Here is a 20484-nt window from a genome sequence, read left to right on the forward strand (position 1 = left end):
TTTATTCCTTTTTTACTTGTTTTTATTTTTGTTGCTTTTCATTTACTTGTTTTTTATTTCATATCCCTTTTTTATTGCTCTATTTTTCAAGTCACTATATTTTTAATTTACAGAATTGGATATAAATCTAAGTTTTTATCATCTTGTATTATACTTTTTATTATATTCATTCCTTTCTCTATTTTTTGTTCATCTGCATCGGCAAAACTAAGTCTATAGAAATTTTTAATATTTCCTTCTGGAGAAAATACTTTTCCAGGTAATATTGATACACCTCTTTTGGAAGCTTTTAAAAATAAATTTTCAAAATTATCATTTATCTTTATCCAAAAATATAATCCTCCCATAGGAACTTCAAATATCTCAAACTCTTTTATTTCTTTTATTTTATTATACATTTTCTCAAATCTTTTTTTATATAATACTCTCATTTTTTCAATATGTTTATCCCAATATCCTTCTTTTAAATACATTTCAAAGGCTCTCTGATTTAATCCTGGACTTGAAATATCACTCGAATATTTAAAAGATACAAAAGGATTAAAAAGATCTTCGGGTAAAATTATAAATCCAAGTCTAAGTCCAGGCATAAATATTTTCGAATAACTTTTTATATATATAACTTTTCCATTTTTGTCCATAGATTTTAAAGATTTTAATTTAATTTTGTCATAATAAAGTTCAGAAAGGCAATCATCTTCTAAAATATAAAAATCATATTTATATGAAAGTTCTAAGAGTTTTTGTTTTTTTTCTTCACTCCATAAAATACCTGTAGGATTCTGAAATGTTGGCATAGTATAAAATAATTTTATATTATTTTTGTTTAAAAATTTTTCGAATTCTGAAAGATCTATCCCATCTTTTTGAATTGGAAATGATTTTATATTTGTATTTCTATTATTAAACGAAGCTATAGCTCCAGAGTATGTTGGTTCTTCAACTACAACTGTATCTTTTTCATTCAAAAGTATTCTACTTATCAAATCAATTGCTTGTTGTGCTCCGGATACAATTTGTATTTTTTCCGGATTTGTAGCGATACAATCTTCTTTAAGTTTTTCAGATATACATTTTCTCAATGGATAATAACCTTGAGTTTGTTGATAAGTAAAAGCATCTCCACCATCTCTATCTAAAACCTTTATCAAAACACTTTTAAAATCTTCTACTGGAAATAAATTAGCCGATGGAGTGGCTGAAGCGAAATTTATGTTATTCTCTATATTTATTTGTCCAGAATTCAATCTCTCATTTATTTTTAAATCATTATAATCTTCCGAATCATTCATTTCATCATCTAAATAAGCTACATAGCTACCACTACCAAGCTTTTTGTATACAAGTTTTTCTTCTTCAAGTAAATTATATGCTTTTACGATTGTAGAAGGATTTAATTTTAAATCTGAAGCTATTTTTCTTATAGGTGGCAATTTAGTATTTGCAACTATTTTCCTTGTTAAAATGTCCTTTTTTATAGATTCATAAACTTGTAAATAAAGTTTTTTATCAATATTTTTATTTATCTTATAATCAAACATTCAAACCCCCCTCATTCGTCATGATACAATTATTAATTTTACCGCAATTGACAATACAATTTTTATATGCAATAATAAAGTGTATTGTGTATATATAACAATACTATTATATCAAAAAGGGGGAGATTTTTAAATGGAAAATATCAAAAATAGATATAATTTAAACAAAAACCTTGCACAAATGTTAAAAGGTGGCGTAATAATGGATGTAACTAATGTTGAACAAGCAAAGATTGCTGAAAATTCAGGAGCAATAGCCGTTATGGCACTTGAAAGAGTTCCAGCTGATATAAGAAAAGAAGGCGGAGTTGCAAGAATGTCTGATCCAAAGATGATAAAAGAAATAGCGAGTTCCGTTTCAATACCAGTAATGGCTAAAGTGAGAATTGGTCATTTTGTAGAAGCACAAATATTAGAATCACTTGGTATAGATTTCATAGATGAAAGTGAAGTTTTAACTCCCGCAGATGAAGAATTTCATATAAATAAAAAAGCATTTAAAATACCATTCGTTTGTGGTGCCAGAAATTTAGGAGAGGCTTTGAGAAGAATCAGTGAAGGTGCAAGTATGATAAGAACAAAAGGTGAAGCTGGTACTGGTAATGTTGTTGAAGCCGTTAGACATATTAGAAAAATAAATTCTGAAATTAAAGAATTAAATAAATTAAGTTCTGAACAATTGATAGCTAAATTAAAAGACATCAAAGCTCCACTTGATTTAATCGAGTATGTTTCAATAAATCAAAAACTTCCAGTTGTAAATTTTGCTGCTGGTGGAATAGCAACTCCAGCTGATGCAGCTTTAATGATGCAATTAGGTTGTGATGGTGTCTTTGTTGGTTCTGGAATATTTAAATCAAATAATCCAGAAAAAAGAGCAAAAGCAATAGTTGAAGCAACTATGAATTTTAATAATCCAGACATTATTGCAAAAGTGTCAGAAAATCTCGGTGAACCAATGTATGGAATTGATATAAGAGATTTAGAAGATAAGGATATGATGGCTGAAAGAGGATGGTGAAATGATAAAAATTGGTGTACTTGATATTCAAGGTGGCGTTGAAGAGCATGTTAACATATTAAAAAAAATAGAAAATATTGAAGTTTTAAAAGTAAAATATCCAAAAGACTTGAATAATATTGATGGACTTATAATTCCCGGTGGTGAAAGTACTACTATAAGTAAATTGATGAAAAAATATGGTTTTATAGAAGCGATCAAAAATTTTTCAAAAAATGGAAAAAGTATATGGGGAACTTGTGCAGGACTTATTTTACTTTCAAATAAAGTAGATGATGAAGATGGAACTTTAAAACTTATAGATATAGATGTCTCAAGAAATGCTTTTGGAAGTCAAATTAATTCTTTTTCTTGTAATAAAATTGTCGAAAAAATCTCATCAATACCTTTAGAATTAATTTTTATAAGAGCTCCAATAATAAAGAATGTGGGAGAAAATGTTAAAGTTTTGATTCGTTTAGAAGATAAAATAGTTGCTGCAAAACAAAATAATATTCTCGTGACTTCTTTTCATCCTGAATTGACAAATCAAACGTTATTTCACGAATACTTTATAAATAATTTCATAAAAGCGAAAAGATCTTAAGATCTTTTCGTTTTTATTTTTTACATTTTTTTAATATTTTTAATTTTTTTTAATCATATTATCATGATAAAATTAGCTATATAATATTTATGTAGCTTAAACTACATAAAAATATTTTAAAAGGTGATTAATTTGATAAATTATAAAAATGTTGGATTTAAATATTCAGATAGCAAATCAAATAACTTAAAAGATATTTCCTTTTCAATAAAAAAGGGGGAATTAGTTCTTTTGACTGGATTGAGTGGTAGTGGTAAATCTACAATTTCAAAATGTTTAAATGGTTTGATTCCAAATTTAATAGAAGGCGATTTAGAAGGATGTGTTTATATCGATAATAAATCTCTAAATGATAAAAAAATACATGAAATAAGTAAAAATGTTGGTTCTGTTTTTCAAGATCCAAGAGGTCAATTTTTTACAACTAATACTACTTCTGAACTTGCTTTCACTATGGAAAATTATGGTCTTTCAAAAGATAAAATTCAAAAGAGAATAGAAAATGTCTGTAAAATTTTAAATTTAAATAGTATCTTAGACAAAAATATACTCAATATATCGAGTGGAGAAAGACAAAAATTAAGCATAGCTTGTGCTTTGACTATGAATCCTAATATTCTTTTATTTGATGAACCTTCTTCAAATCTTGATTATAAAAATACATTAAATTTAAGAGATATTTTATTAGATCTAAAATCGAAGGGTTATACTATAATCATTGCCGAACATAGGCTTTTTTATTTAAAAAATATCATAGATAAAATGATTTACATTGAAGACGGAAAAATTAAAAATATCTTCTTAAAAGAAGATTTAAATCATATTGAAGATAAGAATTTAAGAGTTTTTGATATTTTCAAAAGCAAATTCAAAAATATTGGGAAAAACAATACTGAAGAAATTCTTTCTTTAAAAAGAATTTCTTTTAAAAATATTTTAAAAGATATATCTTTTAAAACTTATAAAGGTGATATCACAGCTATTATAGGGAAAAATGGTGTTGGAAAAACAACACTTGCCAAATTGATTTCTAAAATAGAAAAACCAAATTCCGGTGAAATTAAACTTAAAGGAAAATCAATTTTTATAATGCAAGATACAGATTATCAATTATTTGGTAGTTCAGTTTATCAAGAATTAAAAATAGGAAATCCTAAAATAACTGATAAAAAAATTGATGAGGCTTTAAAAAAAGTGGGTTTGAGTTCTGTAAAAAATAAACACCCTTTTTCTCTCTCTGGTGGACAAAAACAAAGGCTTACAATAGCTTTAGCTTATGTTTCTGAATCAGATTTGATAATTTTAGATGAACCAACAAGTGGATTGGATGCAATTAATATGCAAAAAATCTCTGATCTTATTAAAGATTTGTCTAATAATCATGCTATTTTAATAATTTCACATGATTTTGAATTTATAACTAATGTATGCAATAGTGCAATTTATTTAGAAGATGGAAAAGTTTCAAAAGAATTTAATTTTAAAAAAGATGAAGAAGAACAATTAATTAATATTTTTAAAGAACTTAATTTATAGGAGGGATTATTGTGAAGTTTAAAACTAAGGATTATGTATTTTTAGGTATTACAGGTGCTTTATATACCGCTTTATATTTTGTAATTATTATGTCTTTTTATGCCATTGGACTTGGAGCCTTTTTCCATATCATATCTCCTGGAATTTTTGCTTTAATAGGTGGTACTATTATAACTTTTATAGTTTCTAAATGTTCTAAATTTGGTACATTTACAATATTGAGTATCATAATAATGATTCTCATGTCATTATTTGGTGGAGGTTATCTTCCTTGGATTTTAACTTCTTTAACAACGGCAATATTAGCTGATATAATAAGTTTTAAATTTGGTTATAAAAAAACATTGACTTTAGGTATTTCTTATGGTATTTTATCTGTTGGCCAAGCAATGGGAAGTATAATACCTGTTTGGTTTTTTGTGGATTCTTATAAAGAAACATTTGAAAGAAGAGGGATGACTCCTGAGGGAATGAATGAAATGATAAATGCCGCTAAGGGTATTATGGGTTTTTATGCTCTTATTTTAGTATTTATACTCGCCTTTATAGGTATTTTAATAGGAAAAGCTATATTAAAAAAACATTTTGAAAATCAATAATTATAATTCTTAAAATGTCAATAAAAGACGTCCAATTATAAAATAATTGGACGTCTTTTTATATTAAAACACCTATTGTCATTATTGTGGATAAAATCATTATAAAAATATCAAATTTTTTTATTTTAACATCGTATATAGAACTTCTTTTAACATCACATTCTATACCTTTTGTCAATCCAGCGGAAGTCAATTCATCTGCAAGTAATGAGCATCTAAAAAGCATAGGAACTAAGAAATATTCTAAACTTTTAAATGGTTTTAAAATGCTCATAGATATATTTCTCATTTTCATAGTTTGTTTGATAAATTTAAATTCATGACCAAAAGTCGGAAAAAATCTAAAAGCTACGGTAATACCAATTATAAGATTTTTTGGAAGTTTCAAATTATTTAAAGCTGAAAGTAATTCACTCGTTTGAATATTATAAAATAAAATTGAAGCTATCATAAGTACTGGTATTATCTTTAAAGCTATATAATTAATAAGTTCAAAAAACATTTTAAATTTTCCAGAATCTAAATAATCTTGAAATTGAAATATGAGAAGAAATATTAAAAATATTATTGAAAATTTTAATAATCTCTTTTTTTCATTAAAAAATAATAAAAAACCCGAAGATATTAAAAAACATATTATGATTGCAGTTAAAGAAGAAGTAAACATCAAAACAAAAGGAAAAAGCATATTAACATATAAAAGTGTTAAAGGATTTACTTTGTATTTTTTCATTTTTTCCCCCTCATATAATAGATTTTATTTTTATTATATATTATGTTTCTGGAGGATTTATTAAAATTAAAATAAAATTAGGTTAATCTACATAATGTAGATTAACCTAAAATATTTTCTAAAAATCTATTTCATCTGGATGGGGCCCCATTCTTTCATCTTTATTTAAAGAGTCTATAATTTTAATATCTTCTTGATTTAATTCAAAATCAAATATATTAAAATTACTTTCTATTCTTTCTTTTGTGGTTGATTTTGGAATAGTTATTATATTTTTTTGAATTTGCCATCTTAAAACAACCTGAACAGGAGTTTTATTGTATTTATTAGAAATTTCAATTATTTGAGGTATTTCATTTACTTGTCCTTTCATTATAGGTCTCCATGCTTCAAGAATAATATCATTTTCTTTACAGTAATTCAATAGATCTTCTTGATTTAAATATGGATGAAATTCTACTTGATTTATAACTGGTTTTATCTCAGAATTAATCAATAATTCTTCTAAATGATGTTGCATAAAATTACAAACACCTATAGCTCTAACCTTTTTTTCTTTATATAATTTTTCAAGTGCTTTCCAAGTATCTATAAATTTTCCTTTTACAGGCCAATGTACAAGATATAAATCTAAATAATCAGTCTGTAATTTTGAAAGACTCTCTTCAAAAGCTTTTAAGGTATTTTCATATCCTTGTTGTGTATTCCAAACTTTAGAAGTTAAAAATATTTCTTTTCTGGATATTCCAGACTTTATGATTGCATCTCCAATTTCAGTTTCATTTCCATAGAAGGATGCAGTATCTATACCTCTATATCCTGTTTCTAAAGCCCATAAAACTCCTTGAAAAACTTTATTTCCTTCAGCTTTATAAGTTCCATACCCAATAGATGGTATTTTAATTCCATTATTAAGTTCAAAGTATATCATATAAAACCCTCCTTCAAAAATTTTATTATTATAAATATCAGTTATAATTGTTACTTCTGATTATTTGTAAAAAATCAAAAACATCAAAAGGTTTTTCAAGATATCCATTAACTCCAAGTTTATAACTTTCTATTCTTGTTTTATCAGTATTTTTAGCTGTAAGAACTATAATTTTTATATTTTTTAAAAGTTTTTCTTCTTTTGCACTTTTTAAAAATTCAAATCCATCCATCTCTGGCATATATAGGTCTAATAATATTGCTACAGGTTTTTCAAAATTTTCATCTTTTAAATAATTCATTATTTCTAAACCATTTTTAAATCTTATTAGAGGATTATTTATTCCAGATTCTTCTATCGTTTCTTTTATTATTTCATAATCAATATCATAATCTTCTACTACAATTAAAGGTTTTATTTTCATATTTCTTCCCCTCCAATACTGTTATTTTTCATTCTTAAATCTATTTGTCTTTTAAATATTGCCCTATATATGGCACTTGTATATTTTTCACCCATATCTAAATATTCCAAAAAATAATTATTAAAACTTTTTTCATAGGTTATACTTTTTATTATTCCTATAATATTTACATTTTCACCTTTATACTCAAAGTTCAAAAGTAAAATTTGTCCAGCCCTAAATTCATTTTCAGAAGAAAAATTCAAAGAGCTTCCTCCGATTACCCTCATAACACCTGTATATGATTTTTCTGGATTTATTTTTAGATTTTTTAGATCAACCTTTGAATCTATTTTAAATATATTTACATTTTTATACCAAACTATTCTAACAAGCTTTGAATTTTTTGAAGATTTACTTTCTATCAAAATTGTATAATTTTCTTCAGATTTAGATATTATTTTTGCATTATAATCCTCTACTATTCCACCAATGTCTAAAACGAATTCAATCTCAGTTCCAGTCTTTAAATCTAAATCTTTTTCAACAAATTTAATATTTAATATATTACCTATAGAACTATTTATAAGAGCTTTATGAAGTTTTTCTTTTTCATATTTATCTTGAATATATACTTCTCTTCCATAACCCATTGAAGAAAATATATCAAGATTTCTTATTCCACCATAAAATGTAGGTAATATTTTAGTCGCAACTTCAACAACTCTTTCTGATAATAAATTACTTTCTACCATATATTTTAAATTGCTTAAAGAATACTGTAAAGGGTTTTGTTTATCAATCTTTGACATTGTAGAATCAAATGCATTAGAAACAGAAAGAATTTTAGCCTCTATAGGTATTTCAGGCCCTTTTAGTCCATATGGTCCGGTTCCATTTTCTCTTTCATATATTAATTTTGCAATTTTCACTATATTATTCATAAAATTATTTCCTAAAAATATTTCTTCTAATTTTTCAAGATACATTTTATTGGTTTCATTTTCCGTTTTTTCTATATTATTTTCAGGCATTCCTGTTTTTTGCCATAATTTTCCAATATCATGAATTATGGCAGCATTTCTTATTAAATTTGTTTGTTCTTGGTTTAATGGCATAGCTTTAGAAATTATGGTGGCAATATCTGCAACCCTCAATGAATGATTATATATATCAGAATCTGAAATTTTTGTAAGTCTTATAAAATTATTTAGAAATTTTTCTATCAAATCTTTTTTTGTGAATGTTTTATGATATTGATATATATAGTCTGTAAGTTCTATGAAAACTCTCTCTATACTTTGATTTATAATATCTGATATATCTTCAAAAAACAAATAAACCATTATAGCCATTTCTTCTCTTTCATTTATAAGAGGTTTATATATTTTTTTTATGTATATATAAACTTTTTCAGCTTTTATGTCATGAAACGCCCACCAATATTGATATTTAAACTTTTCAACATCTATTTCTTTTATATAAAAATCATCATATTCTTCAAAGTTTTTTTCTAAAGTACTTATTTCAAAAGAAATTCCAGATAATTCATAATTTATAGAATTTTTTATACCATCATAGCTTTTTATTTCAACATATTCATCTTCATTTTTTAAGGCTATCATTCCTTTTATAACATTGGGCACTAATTCAGAAGAAAGTTCAAAAAAAAGTTTTTCCAATTCATTACTCAATTTTATTCCCCCTCAAATCATAATTTCTCTTTATAATCTTCTATCTTTTTTAAAAAAGGACTTAAATCATTAAGATCTTTGTTTCTTGCAAGATCTTCAAGTTTTTTACATGTATCACTTGCTTGATTAAATTTTAAATATTTAAAAGGATTTTTTATTTGATGTGCAATATCTGCAATTTTTAAATAATCTTTTTTTGGATCTAAAGTTTTTAAAATTTCAATTTTTTCTTCTAGATCTTTTATAAACATTTTTTTTATTTTTTGATTATTAATATCTCTCTTCTTTTTTTTGACATTTATTCCAACTTTTTCTATTAAATCTTCTTCATTTAAAGGTTTAGGTATATAATCGTCCATTCCCATTTCTATACACTTTTTAAAATTATTGCTATTAGAAAAAGCTGTCAATGCTATTATTGGTAGATGTTTATCTGTACCTTTTTCAATTTCTCTTATTTTAACAGTAGTCTCATATCCATCTAATTCAGGCATAGAAATATCCATTAATATTATATCAAAATTATGTTTTTTTATTCTATCTAAAACTTCTACCCCATTTTTAACTGTATCTACTTTAAATCCAAGACTTTCAAGTTGCATTTTTTGAATCTCTCTGTTCACAGAATTATCTTCAGCTAATAAAACTTTAATTCCTTCTACATTTTCCTTATTTTTTGGACTTTTAAGTATTCCTTCATTCACATTATTTTTTAATAATACAGAAAATTTAAATATACTTCCCCTATCTTCTTTTGAAATATATATAATTTCTCCTCCCATAAGATTTATTATTTCTTTTGAAATGGCTAATCCTAAACCTGTTCCACCGCTTTCATTATGTGATTTTCTTTTACCTTGATAAAAAGGCTCAAAAACTTTACTTTGTTCATTTTCATCTATACCAATTCCAGTATCTTCGATTATAAAAATTATTCTTTGAAAGTTCTTCAATGTATTAAATCTATCGAGTTTTATACTCAATTTTACAAATCCTTCTTCTGTAAATTTAAAAGCATTATTTAAAATATTTTGAATGATTTGGCTTAATTTGGTGTAATCACCTACAACCTTTATATCAAAATCTTCAATTTTAACATCTGGAATAAATTTTACATATCTATTTTGTTTTATTTTATATTCTTTTATTATATTTTCTATTATTTCTTTTAATAAAAATGGCTTTTCTATAAGTTTTATAGTACCTTGTTCTATTTTTGAAAAATCAAGCATTTTATCTATTATATTTAAAAGATTTTTAGATGCATTTCTAGACATATTGACAAGTCTTTCTATTTCATCATTAATATTCATCTTTCTTAAAAGATCATTGACTATAAATATTGTATTTACTGGTGTTCTTATCTCATGGTTCATATTCGCAACAAATAAAGATTTTGTTTGATTGGCAAGTTCAGCTTTTAATTTTGATTTTCTAAGATTTTCTTCATATTTTTTTCGCATTTCATTATTATCTATAATATAATAAAACATTTTTATTATATTATAAAAAGATTTTAATACTTTCATATATTCTTCATTAAATATATCTGGAATGTTGTTTTTTATATTTAATACTATCAAAGTTATATTTTCTTCATTTATATGAAATTTTAATACCATAGTTTTTTCAATATTTTTGAATAATTTATATACATCTTTTTTATCATTTTTATCAAAAATATCCTCTATTATAATTCTATAAAAATATCCAAAAACAGCTATATCTTCAAGTATTTTTATAAACATTTTATTTTTTATTTTCATTTTTTTATTTTTTATCTTATCAATATTAAAATTTCCACTTTCAATAAAATTGATTTCTTCATCATTAATTTTTATAGCTATTGCAGACTCTATTTCTGGAAAAACTCCTATCATAGCTTTTATTATTTCTTTTAAATATAGAGATTCATCATTTAAAATATTCATATCTCCAAGTTTAGAAGTTATTTTATTTATACTTTCAAGCTGTTTATTCATCTTATATAATTCTATATATGATTTTTCAAGTTCAAGATTTGTATTGGAAATTTTTTCTGAGTATTCATTAAGAGTTTTATTAGTTGACTCAATTTCTTTAGTTTTATTTTTTACAACATTTTCAAGAGTATTTCTATAATTTTCGAGTTTTTCTTTATTCTCTTTTAATTTATAATTATTTATAAAAAAATCTTTAAAATAATTTTTAAAAAGACTGTTTAAAATAAAAGAAATAATTCCAACTATAAAGATGATTATCAATATTTCATTTCTTTCCCGATTAAAATTTATATTATAATTATTAAAAAATAAAAACAAAAGGAAATTTAAGATATTTGAAGATATTATCAAAGATCCACTTAGCAGCATATAAGAAGATATATATAATACACTTATAATATAATTTGCAAGATAAAAATTATGATTTAAATTCATTATTGGAAAAACTGCCCATATAAAATAGCATAATGTATACCAATTTACTATTTTTAAATTTTTTTTATTTTTTATGAATAATATCAAAAATAAATTTAAAAATAAGAATATCAAATTTGCATACAAAATTTTGATAGTACTTTCATATAAAAAGTAAATAATTATTTGTATGAAACTTGAAAAAATTCCTAAATAAAGAAGATTTTTAAATCTGATATTTCTTTGCTTTAATATAGAAGTATTAAATTTTTTCAAATCAGGTATTATTTTTTCATTCATTCAAACTCCTCCAAAAAATAACTTATACTAAATTATACAAAAAAATTAATAAAATAAAAAGCAATCTTTAAAGATTGCTTTTTATTAATCAAATTCTCTCCCAAAAAAACCATAATTTACAGGATAAGAAATACTTTCACATTTATTTTTATATATACTCGAATAATACCATTTATTTTTAATTTTTATAATATTCGTTTTTCCTTTAACTTTAATCCAGCCACAACTTTCTTTAAACAACTCATAACTTAAATAAGCTTCTGCTTCCAAATCTATAAAGTTTGGGCTGAATAAACCTTTTTCTTTTATTTTTATATTTGATATATTAACATTTTTTATTTTTGGATTTCCTCTAAACCTATCTGAAGAAAACCATTTTATAAAATCTTTGAGTTCATAATCATCTATTTCTATGTAAAAATATTTTTTTATAATATCAATTACAGATATGTCTGGATTATGAACATCTTTTTGATAACCCAAAATGCAATCATTGATTTCTTTTAAAAGCTCCATTTTAATCCCCCCAATTCAGTAAATACAACAAATTAATTTTACTCTTTTTTTTTGATACTTTAAAACTTTTTTATAGCTAAATAAGTTTATATATAGTCAAATAATGAAAAAAATTTCTTATATATGAAATTTTTTTCATTATTTGTATTTATTTTTTTTTGATATAATTAATGGGATAAGAAAAGGGGGGAATAAAATGTGTGATAAATATAAAAAATTAACTCCAGAAGAGTTCAAAGTAATAATAAATAAACATACAGAAAGACCTTATACTGGAAAATATGACGATTTTTTTGAAGAAGGAACTTATATATGTAAACAATGTGGTATTCCTTTATACAGATCTAATTCAAAATTCAAATCTAATTGTGGCTGGCCAAGTTTTGATGATGAAATTCCCGGCTCTATAAGAAAAAATACCGATGCTGATGGAATCAGAACAGAAATATTATGTTCACACTGTGGAGGACATTTAGGACATGTTTTTGAAGGAGAAAATTTTACAGAAAAAAATATACGCCATTGTGTAAACTCTATTTCTATGGACTTTATACCTCAAACATCTTCTTTAGAAAAAATGACAGCATACTTTGCAGCTGGTTGTTTTTGGGGTGTAGAATATATGTTTTCAAAATTATCTGGAGTAATAGATGCCATCTCTGGTTATAGCGGTGGTTTTTTAAAAAATCCTTCTTATGAACAGGTATGTTCTAATAAAACTGGCCATGTTGAAACTGTTCAAATAGTTTATAATCCAAATATAATAAGCTATGAAAAACTTTTAAAATATTTTTTCGAAATACATGACTTTTCACAAAAAGATGGTCAAGGACCTGATATTGGTGATCAATATAAAAGTTTTATATTTTTTGTAAATGAAGAACAAAAAAAGACTGCTGAAAAAATAGTTGAGGAACTAAAAGATAGAAATTTAGAAGTGGCTACACAAATAGAAAAAGTTAAAAATTTTTATAGTGCAGAAGATTATCATCAAAAATATTATGAAAAAACGGGTAAAGCGCCTTATTGTCATAGTAGAAGAACTATATTTAAAGAAGATTATCTAAATTTTAAAATATAAAAGCCGGATTTAAATCCGGCTTTTTTATAAAGTTTTATCATTTATTTTATTTAAATAACTTTCTACAAAATCTATAGTTTCTTTTAAAGAACCATCTTTAAAAGGATTTTTTAAATTTGCAATATTGATAAGCCCTGTAAAAGGTTTTGAACCTCCAGCTTTACATAACCTCAAATAATCTTCCCAAGCTATTTTTCTGTCTTCATTAAATTTTTTAAAGAATTGAAATGCACATATCTGTGCCAATGTATAATCTATATAATAAAATGGAGATTCATAAATATGTGACTGTTTTTGCCAAAATCCTCCATTTACAAGATAATCAACCCCATCATAATCTCTTTCAGGCAAATATTTTTTTTCTATTTCTGACCATTTTTTCCTTCTACTTTCTGGAGTTGCCTCTGGATTTTCATAAACCCAATGCTGAAATTCATCAACAGATACTCCATATGGAATAAACAACAAAGCTTCTGAAAGATGCATAAATTTAGCTTTTTCTGTTTGTTCGCCATAAAAAAGATCCCACCATGGATAAGTTATAAATTCCATACTCATAGAATGTATTTCTGCTGATTCAAGTGTAGGAAAAAGAAGTTCTGGTAATTCTATATGTCTTGATTGATAAGATTGAAAAGCATGTCCAGCTTCATGAGTTAATACATCGACATCTCCTGAAGTTCCATTAAAATTGGAAAATATGAATGGTGAATCATAGTCAAATATAAAGGTACAGTATCCACCAGGAGTTTTACCTTTTTTTGAATCAAGATCCATTAATTCATTTTCTACCATAAAATTAAAAAATTCTTCTGTCTCTTTTGAAAGTTCCTTATACATCTTTTGAGCTTTATTTACTTTTTCTTCGGTACTACCTTCTGGTTTTGGATTCCCACCTTCAAAACTATAGTCTTCATCATAATAATATAATTTATCTAAATTTATTCTTTCTTTTTGTCTTTTTCTTAATTCACTTGCAACTGGAACAACAAATTCTTCAACTTGTTTTCTATAATTTGCAACATCTTCGGCATTATAATCTGTTCTGGATAATCTATAATAAGCAAGTTCAATGAAATTATCATAACCAAGTTTTTTAGCCATTTTATCTCTAACTTTTACAAGTTGATCATATATATCATCAAATTCATTTTGATGTTCATCAAACCATCCAAAAATAGTTTTCATGGCTTCTTTTCTTTTACTTCTATCTGGTACGAGCATGAAAGGTCTCATTTGAGATAAATTTCTTTCTTGACCTTCAAAATTAACTTTAACTGATCCAAGAAGTTTAACATATTTACTGTTTAATTTATTTTCTTCTTTTAATTCTTCGATTATATCTTCATTAAAAGTTTTCAAACCAACTTCTGCAAGATTTAAAACATGTTCTCCATATTTTTCTTTAAATTCTTCTTTAAAATTTGAATTTAAAATTATTTTTTGGAGTTCATTCTCTATTTGTTGAATTTTAGGAGAATTTTCATCAAAATAATCTTTTTCTGAATTATAAAATTCATTTTCAGTATCTATAGTATATCTTATACTTGCAATACTTTCCATAGTTAATAAATTTTTTTCTCTTTTTATAAAATTTCTATAATAATCATCAAATTCTTCAAAACTCTTAGCTTTTTTTAGTTTTTCAAATAAATCTACAGAATATTCTTTTATACTATCTATATCTGGTCTTTCGTACTTAAAATCTTTAAATTTCAATTTATTTTCCCCCTTTAGTAAAGTTTGTATTATAATTATAACAGAATGATTTCAAAAATATATAATCATAAGGAGGAAAAATATGATAGTTTATTTCGTTATAATGATAGTTGGTTTAATCATAGCATTGTATGGATACATGATGAAATATACTTTAAGAGACAAATTTATAAATAAATTCGATCCAAATGCCATGGTAGATGCCGAAGGATTAGTAAATTATTTAGGTGGAAATATGTTTACTATAGGTATAACTCTTGTAGTATTTAGTATTATGTTTATGATATTCAAAGGATTTGTAATTATCTCAATAGCTTTTTTTGCAATTATTTTATTTTTACTTTTAAAAACTTTAGTTGGATTCCAAAAATTTTTTAAATATTAAAATAATCCCTACAAAGATATATGCTCTTTGTAGGGATCTTCTTATTTATTCAAAAAATCATTTAAATATTCTGATGCCAAAGATACAACTTTTGGATCTGTTGTTTTCGCTCCTTTAAATTTTCTCATTTTCTCATCAGAATATTTCCCAAAACCATCTAAATCATACGCAACCATCATAGATTTTCCCATTTTTTTATCTATTACGAGAAACCATTCTTTATAAAGTTCATCATCTTTAGATATATTTATAAATTCTATATTAGAATGACTTTTTAATTCTAAATCAGGCTCTCCAAAAAGATAGATTTTTTTTACATTACCTGCTATTTTTAAATATCTTTCCCAAATAGCTTTAGCTCTTGATCTCTTTTGAAATCCCGCATAAACAACAGCATCAGACTTATTTTTCATCAATACTTCTTCCATTATATAACACATTCTTTCTAATGAAGGTATATCTGTTTCATATTTCAAACTCAAAGCTTTTAAAGCACTTTCTTTAGCATTATACATCTCATTTATTTCACCTTCAACCTTATCAAAAATCTTCTTATATAACGAAAAATTCATAAAACCACTCTCCCTAATTTATTTTTTGATAATATAAATATTAAAGAAACAAAAGTAAATTTTATTAAATTAAAAGGAAATATAAACATCAAAAAATAATTGAATAAATTATCTATATTTGGATTAAATATTTTGGCATAATATAATAAATCATTTTTACTTATATTTAAAATCAAATCATACATTGGAAGCATAATATAATAATTAATAATAATAGCAAAAAAAGAAGATAATAATATGGAAAATATAAAAATAAAATTTGTTTTATATTTTTTGAATAAATATCCACTAAATGTTATAAAAAAACCAGAAATCAAAAAATTCAAAAATTCTCCTACACCAAAATTAGAACTAAAAAAAACATGTATTATATTCCTTATAAATATAGAAAATAAGCCATATAGAGGCATGTTTATACTCAAAAATAAAACTGGTAAATCACTAAAATCAAACTTTAAAAAATTCGGAAAAATAGGTATATTAAACTCTAAAAACATCATCAAAAATGATAATGAAGATATTACTCCTATTACAGAAATTTTTTTTGACAAAATACACCTCCAAATTAAAAAAAGCCATTCGCTATTTAAATAGCGAATGGCTCCATTATTTAATTCAAATATATTATACCATATCAATTAAAATTTAAAACTTTTTACTTCAGTTTTTAAGTTTTCTGCAAGAGCTGAAAGTTCCTCTGAACTTGCACTTATCATTTGTGCTCCTTCAGCTTGATTTCTAACAGCATCATCACCATTTTCAACTTGTTGTGTAATATCTTCCATCATATTCAATATATCTGACATAGATGTTTTTATAGAATCGGTAGAATGAGTTTGCTCTGTAGAACTTGAATTTAAATTCGCTATTCCAGCACTTATCATCTGTATTTTTTCTTTTATATCTATTATCTCTTGAGATACAACTTCTATTTCATTTGTAATTTCCTTTATTCCAACGGCAGATTTAACAGTTTGATCATTAACTCTTCCAGAATTTTTCTTTATTTCATCCAGTATTTTTTCTATCTTATCTGTAGATTTTTTAGATTCTTCCGCTAATTTTCTTATTTCATCGGCAACTACTGCAAATCCTCTTCCTGCTTCTCCTGCTCTTGCTGCTTCTATCGATGCATTTAAAGATAATAAATTAGTTTGCTCAGTTATTGAATTTATTGTAGTAAGTATATCTTTAATATTATTAGTTTTTTCATTTAAATTTTTAACTTCTTCAAGATTTTTATCTGAAATATTCTTTGTCTCTATTACTTTTTCTTTTATTTTTTCAATCGATTTGTATCCACTTTCTGTTGCATCATAAACTATAGTAGATGTATTTGTAAGTTCCATAGTTGAACCAGAAATTAATCCAGCACTTTCAGATATTAAATTAACTTTTTCATTGACATCTTCGACATTTTGTAAAACATTTTTTACATTATCTGAAATAGTATTGATCTGTGCACTCAATTCTTCACTCGTAGCACTTGATTCTTCAGCAGTAGCTGCAAGATTTCCAGCTGCATCATTAACTTGTGTAGATGATTCTTCTAATGATGAAAATACACTTTTTAAATTATAAGTTAAAGAATTAAATTCTTTTGCTAATACTCCGATTTCATCTTTTCTTTTTTCAAATTTTTCAGGAATTTTATGTGTTAAATCTCTTTTAAGCATAGCATCAGCAACATATTCAATAGGTTTTGTTATACTTTTAGATATAAATATTGCTACTATCAATATAATCACAAACCCTAATCCAAGAATTGTATATGTAATAAAATTTATAGTATTTATAGATTTAAAAGCTTCTTGAGTATCAATTTCAGCTATTATGGCCCAATTAAGTCCTAATACATTAACAGACGAATAAGAAGATAAAACTTCATTTCCGAGATAATCCATTATAATTTTTGTTTCATTTTGTCCATTCAATGCATTTTTAGAAGCATCTGTTTTAATATTTATCTTATCTGGGTTTTCAAATGAATTTTTAACATTATAAGTATCTGGTTTTAAATATGAATCAGATCTTAAAAGATTATCAGAACCAACTAAATAAGTCTCACCTGTTTCACCCATTCCCGTTCTTTCTTGCATAATATGGTTTATAGCTTTTAAACTTATTTGAAATACCACAGACCCTTCAAAATTACCATCGATTTTAATAGGGACAGCAATAAACATAGCTGGTTCATTTGAAATATCATACCATTCAAAATCAATAATTGAAAAGCCATTAAAAGATTCATAAAAAATTTTGTTTAATCCAGTATTTTTTATAATATAATCTTCAACATTTTTACCGAAATCAGTTTCTTTTGTTACTGTATAAACTATATCTCCATTTTCAGATATCAAAAAGATATCATAATAATTATATTCTTCAAGATATTTACTAAAATATTCTCCAAATTTCTTTTCTGAGTCTTTCCACTCTTGCGAATCTATACCATAATTTTTAAAATTTTCTTTAAACTCTAAAAGGGCATTAATAACAAAATCATTCTCTGAAAATAATTTCAAATCTCCTTCTCTTTATTCAAAATATGTTTCTATTTGATTTTTCTTTATAGTTTTTATAGCTTCAAGATTAGATATCGTATTTTGCTGTATTTGATCATTAGAAATATTAGAAAGTATAAATGAATTTGTTATAAAAGGTATCAACCCAACTAATAAGAATATTATACTAAAGTATAAACTAACTTTTTCATACACATCACCCACTTTTTTATATCAGTTGATATATTATACCTTTGTTATTTTAATATTGATTTAATAAAGTTACATTTTCAAACCATTTATTAAAATTTTTTATTCATTATTTTCAATATATTCTTTCATAAGTTCTGTATAACTCATCTTAATTGGTTCTTCAATATTATAAGGTTTTTCAAATTCTTGTGGTTTAAACATTTCAAGTGGATTATTATATTTAATTTTAAAAAGTTCTTTTAACAATTTTTCAAGTTCATTTGGTTTTCTAAAAGAAAATTTTATTTTTTCATTATCTATGAACATGGAATTCTTTTGTTCATAATTTTCATGTTTTTTCAAAAAATCTGTTATTAATTGTGTCCTTCTGTAGAAATAAGGATTTTCAAACTCTAAATACTCATATTTTTCTATATTTTGAAATTCATCTTCATTTATGAATGGATCTTTATTTTTCATTATGCATATAATCTTATTTTCAAGACTTCCCACAATTTCATCATTTAAATATATTTTTCCAAATTTTCCAATTTTTATGTTTTCTAATTTATTATTTCTAAATATTTTTCCAGCACGACTTATATATCCGACTGAATATCCTTGAATATTTATTATATTCATCTTATCATCCATAACATAAATATTGTACATATATAACACCTCCAACACGTTTTAATATATTATACTATATTTTATTAATATTCGGTTTATAATTTTAATTTATATTTACTTTTGTCTTAAAATTATGTATAATATACTATGAGGGGGGTGATTTTGTGATTCCTTTTAAAAAAAGTAGTTTTGAAATGGCTGAAAATTATATATATAATAATGCAAGAGATATAGATATATGTTTATTTGAATTGATATTTAAAAACAAATGTTCACATGATTTTTTAAAGGTATTAAAAAATTATCAAAATGAAGACGGTGGTTTTGGCCATGGAATAGAACCTGATTTCTGGTTAAAAGAATCTTCTCCTATTGCAACTACATTTGCTTTTCAATATTTAGATTACTTAAATGAAAATTCTGATGATGTTCAAGAAATTAAAAAAAATGGATTAAATTATTTTATATATTCTATGGATAAAGAGAATTTAAGATGGATAAGTGTTCCTAAAACTATTAATAATTTTCCGCATGCACCTTGGTGGCATTATAATGAAGATGATGATAATGAAGATGATTGGGGTAATCCTTCCGCCGAAATAACTGGTTATTTAAATAATTCATTTGAAATCATCGATTATAAAATATTAAATCAATTAAATGACAAGGCTATTAAAAATTTAATTTATAAAACAGAAATTGAAATGCATGAATTGAGTTGTTATATAAGAATGTATGAAAATTTTCAAGACGAATTAAAAGCTTTATTATATCCAAAACTAAAAGTGTTGATAAAAAACACTTTAAAATATACTGAAGAAGGATGGAAAACTTATTCAGCAGTTCCTTCAATGTTTATATTCAATAAAAATTCTGACTTTGCAGATGATTTTTCTTCAGTTATAAATGATTATTTAAATTATTTAATAAAAAGCCAAAATAACAATGGAAGTTGGACACCCATCTGGCAATGGGGTTGGGATGAAACAAATTGGAATATTTCAAAAAAAATATGGAGCGGACTTCTCACAGTAAAAAACCTCTTTTATTTGAAAGATTTTGGAAGGATTTAAAAAATCCTTCCCTTTTTTTATGAAATTTTTTTCAATGAAATATCTATTTTCAAAATACCTAAAGATTTT

Annotated in this window: 20 protein-coding genes; 7 read left to right on the forward strand and 13 right to left on the reverse strand. The window is 24.4% G+C overall.

Features of this window, described 5'->3' with window-relative positions:
- Window positions 1-107: 107 nt before the first annotated feature.
- A complete protein-coding gene (locus PWP28_RS09360; RefSeq protein WP_308644627.1) occupies window positions 108-1541 on the reverse strand; it encodes a PLP-dependent aminotransferase family protein in 1434 nt (477 codons plus the stop codon).
- 142 nt (window positions 1542-1683) lie between these two features.
- On the opposite strand from PWP28_RS09360, the gene pdxS reads away from it, so the two are divergent.
- The 4 genes from pdxS (at window position 1684) to PWP28_RS09380 (ending at window position 5283) form a co-directional block, all read left to right on the forward strand.
- A complete protein-coding gene (gene pdxS / locus PWP28_RS09365) occupies window positions 1684-2562 on the forward strand; it encodes a pyridoxal 5'-phosphate synthase lyase subunit PdxS (RefSeq protein ID WP_109604279.1) in 879 nt (292 codons plus the stop codon).
- Window positions 2563-2566: 4 nt separating this feature from the next.
- Window positions 2567-3148: a pyridoxal 5'-phosphate synthase glutaminase subunit PdxT gene (gene pdxT, locus PWP28_RS09370; protein ID WP_109604278.1), complete on the forward strand. Its 582-nt coding sequence runs from the start codon at window positions 2567-2569 to the stop codon at window positions 3146-3148.
- 132 nt (window positions 3149-3280) lie between these two features.
- Window positions 3281-4684, forward strand: coding sequence for an ABC transporter ATP-binding protein (locus PWP28_RS09375; RefSeq protein ID WP_308644628.1), 1404 nt, complete (start codon window positions 3281-3283; stop codon window positions 4682-4684).
- Between the two features lie 11 nt (window positions 4685-4695).
- On the forward strand, window positions 4696-5283 hold the full coding sequence (locus PWP28_RS09380; RefSeq protein ID WP_158274767.1) for an MptD family putative ECF transporter S component: 588 nt from the start codon (window positions 4696-4698) through the stop codon (window positions 5281-5283).
- Window positions 5284-5341: 58 nt separating this feature from the next.
- On the opposite strand, the gene PWP28_RS09385 is transcribed toward PWP28_RS09380, so the two are convergent.
- From PWP28_RS09385 to PWP28_RS09410, 6 genes are all read right to left on the reverse strand, one after another.
- Window positions 5342-6016, reverse strand: a complete 675-nt coding sequence (locus tag PWP28_RS09385; protein ID WP_109604150.1) for an energy-coupling factor transporter transmembrane component T — start codon at window positions 6014-6016, stop codon at window positions 5342-5344.
- Between the two features lie 118 nt (window positions 6017-6134).
- Window positions 6135-6947, reverse strand: a complete 813-nt coding sequence (locus tag PWP28_RS09390; protein WP_308644629.1) for an aldo/keto reductase — start codon at window positions 6945-6947, stop codon at window positions 6135-6137.
- A gap of 37 nt (window positions 6948-6984) precedes the next feature.
- Complete coding sequence (locus tag PWP28_RS09395; RefSeq protein ID WP_109604148.1) at window positions 6985-7371, reverse strand: response regulator; 387 nt, start codon at window positions 7369-7371, stop codon at window positions 6985-6987.
- Window positions 7368-9044, reverse strand: a complete 1677-nt coding sequence (locus PWP28_RS09400; protein ID WP_308644630.1) for an HD domain-containing phosphohydrolase — start codon at window positions 9042-9044, stop codon at window positions 7368-7370. The genes PWP28_RS09395 and PWP28_RS09400 overlap by 4 nt, the downstream gene beginning before the upstream one ends.
- A gap of 17 nt (window positions 9045-9061) precedes the next feature.
- Window positions 9062-11740 carry a response regulator gene (locus PWP28_RS09405; RefSeq protein WP_308644631.1) on the reverse strand — a complete coding sequence of 893 codons (2679 nt, stop codon included), beginning with the start codon at window positions 11738-11740 and terminating at the stop codon, window positions 9062-9064.
- A gap of 84 nt (window positions 11741-11824) precedes the next feature.
- Window positions 11825-12256 (reverse strand): hypothetical protein, encoded by a 432-nt coding sequence (locus tag PWP28_RS09410; protein WP_264149608.1) that lies wholly within the window; start codon window positions 12254-12256, stop codon window positions 11825-11827.
- A 196-nt stretch (window positions 12257-12452) separates the two neighbouring features.
- On the opposite strand from PWP28_RS09410, the gene PWP28_RS09415 reads away from it, so the two are divergent.
- Window positions 12453-13337 carry a bifunctional methionine sulfoxide reductase B/A protein gene (locus PWP28_RS09415; RefSeq protein WP_308644632.1) on the forward strand — a complete coding sequence of 295 codons (885 nt, stop codon included), beginning with the start codon at window positions 12453-12455 and terminating at the stop codon, window positions 13335-13337.
- Between the two features lie 24 nt (window positions 13338-13361).
- Here PWP28_RS09415 and PWP28_RS09420 read toward each other — a convergent pair whose 3' ends face one another.
- On the reverse strand, window positions 13362-15056 hold the full coding sequence (locus PWP28_RS09420; RefSeq protein ID WP_308644633.1) for a M3 family oligoendopeptidase: 1695 nt from the start codon (window positions 15054-15056) through the stop codon (window positions 13362-13364).
- An 82-nt stretch (window positions 15057-15138) separates the two neighbouring features.
- Here PWP28_RS09420 and PWP28_RS09425 point away from each other — a divergent pair, with 82 nt between their 5' ends.
- Window positions 15139-15441 carry a hypothetical protein gene (locus PWP28_RS09425; RefSeq protein WP_109604142.1) on the forward strand — a complete coding sequence of 101 codons (303 nt, stop codon included), beginning with the start codon at window positions 15139-15141 and terminating at the stop codon, window positions 15439-15441.
- Window positions 15442-15482: 41 nt separating this feature from the next.
- Here the strand turns inward: PWP28_RS09425 and PWP28_RS09430 are convergent, their stop codons facing one another.
- The 5 genes from PWP28_RS09430 to PWP28_RS09450 all read right to left on the reverse strand — a co-directional run bounded on the left by PWP28_RS09430 (window position 15483) and on the right by PWP28_RS09450 (window position 19381).
- Window positions 15483-16013 (reverse strand): DICT sensory domain-containing protein, encoded by a 531-nt coding sequence (locus PWP28_RS09430; protein ID WP_308644634.1) that lies wholly within the window; start codon window positions 16011-16013, stop codon window positions 15483-15485.
- Window positions 16010-16564, reverse strand: a complete 555-nt coding sequence (locus PWP28_RS09435) for an ECF transporter S component (protein WP_264149603.1) — start codon at window positions 16562-16564, stop codon at window positions 16010-16012. The genes PWP28_RS09430 and PWP28_RS09435 overlap by 4 nt, the downstream gene beginning before the upstream one ends.
- 87 nt (window positions 16565-16651) lie before the next feature.
- Window positions 16652-18538: a methyl-accepting chemotaxis protein gene (locus PWP28_RS09440; protein ID WP_308644635.1), complete on the reverse strand. Its 1887-nt coding sequence runs from the start codon at window positions 18536-18538 to the stop codon at window positions 16652-16654.
- 12 nt (window positions 18539-18550) lie between these two features.
- A complete protein-coding gene (locus tag PWP28_RS09445; RefSeq protein WP_308644636.1) occupies window positions 18551-18733 on the reverse strand; it encodes a hypothetical protein in 183 nt (60 codons plus the stop codon).
- A 96-nt stretch (window positions 18734-18829) separates the two neighbouring features.
- Entirely contained in the window at window positions 18830-19381 is a 552-nt protein-coding gene (locus PWP28_RS09450; RefSeq protein WP_308644637.1) for a hypothetical protein, read from the reverse strand.
- A 125-nt stretch (window positions 19382-19506) separates the two neighbouring features.
- Here PWP28_RS09450 and PWP28_RS09455 point away from each other — a divergent pair, with 125 nt between their 5' ends.
- Complete coding sequence (locus PWP28_RS09455; RefSeq protein ID WP_109604137.1) at window positions 19507-20415, forward strand: hypothetical protein; 909 nt, start codon at window positions 19507-19509, stop codon at window positions 20413-20415.
- The last annotated feature ends 69 nt before the right edge of the window (window positions 20416-20484 follow it).

Source organism: Oceanotoga sp. (genome assembly GCF_030445905.1).
In the GTDB taxonomy this organism is placed as follows: domain Bacteria; phylum Thermotogota; class Thermotogae; order Petrotogales; family Petrotogaceae; genus Oceanotoga; species Oceanotoga teriensis.

Bases quoted from the DNA above. Each gene is read 5' to 3' on its own strand.
- PWP28_RS09360 (WP_308644627.1), bottom strand. From the start codon at position 1,541: ATGTTTGATTATAAGATAAATAAAAATATTGATAAAAAACTTTATTTA.
- PWP28_RS09385 (WP_109604150.1), bottom strand. From the start codon at position 6,016: ATGAAAAAATACAAAGTAAATCCTTTAACACTTTTATATGTTAATATG.
- PWP28_RS09390 (WP_308644629.1), bottom strand. From the start codon at position 6,947: ATGATATACTTTGAACTTAATAATGGAATTAAAATACCATCTATTGGG.
- PWP28_RS09395 (WP_109604148.1), bottom strand. From the start codon at position 7,371: ATGAAAATAAAACCTTTAATTGTAGTAGAAGATTATGATATTGATTAT.
- PWP28_RS09405 (WP_308644631.1), bottom strand. From the start codon at position 11,740: ATGAATGAAAAAATAATACCTGATTTGAAAAAATTTAATACTTCTATA.
- PWP28_RS09410 (WP_264149608.1), bottom strand. From the start codon at position 12,256: ATGGAGCTTTTAAAAGAAATCAATGATTGCATTTTGGGTTATCAAAAA.
- PWP28_RS09415 (WP_308644632.1), top strand. From the start codon at position 12,453: ATGTGTGATAAATATAAAAAATTAACTCCAGAAGAGTTCAAAGTAATA.
- PWP28_RS09425 (WP_109604142.1), top strand. From the start codon at position 15,139: ATGATAGTTTATTTCGTTATAATGATAGTTGGTTTAATCATAGCATTG.
- PWP28_RS09430 (WP_308644634.1), bottom strand. From the start codon at position 16,013: ATGAATTTTTCGTTATATAAGAAGATTTTTGATAAGGTTGAAGGTGAA.
- PWP28_RS09450 (WP_308644637.1), bottom strand. From the start codon at position 19,381: ATGTACAATATTTATGTTATGGATGATAAGATGAATATAATAAATATT.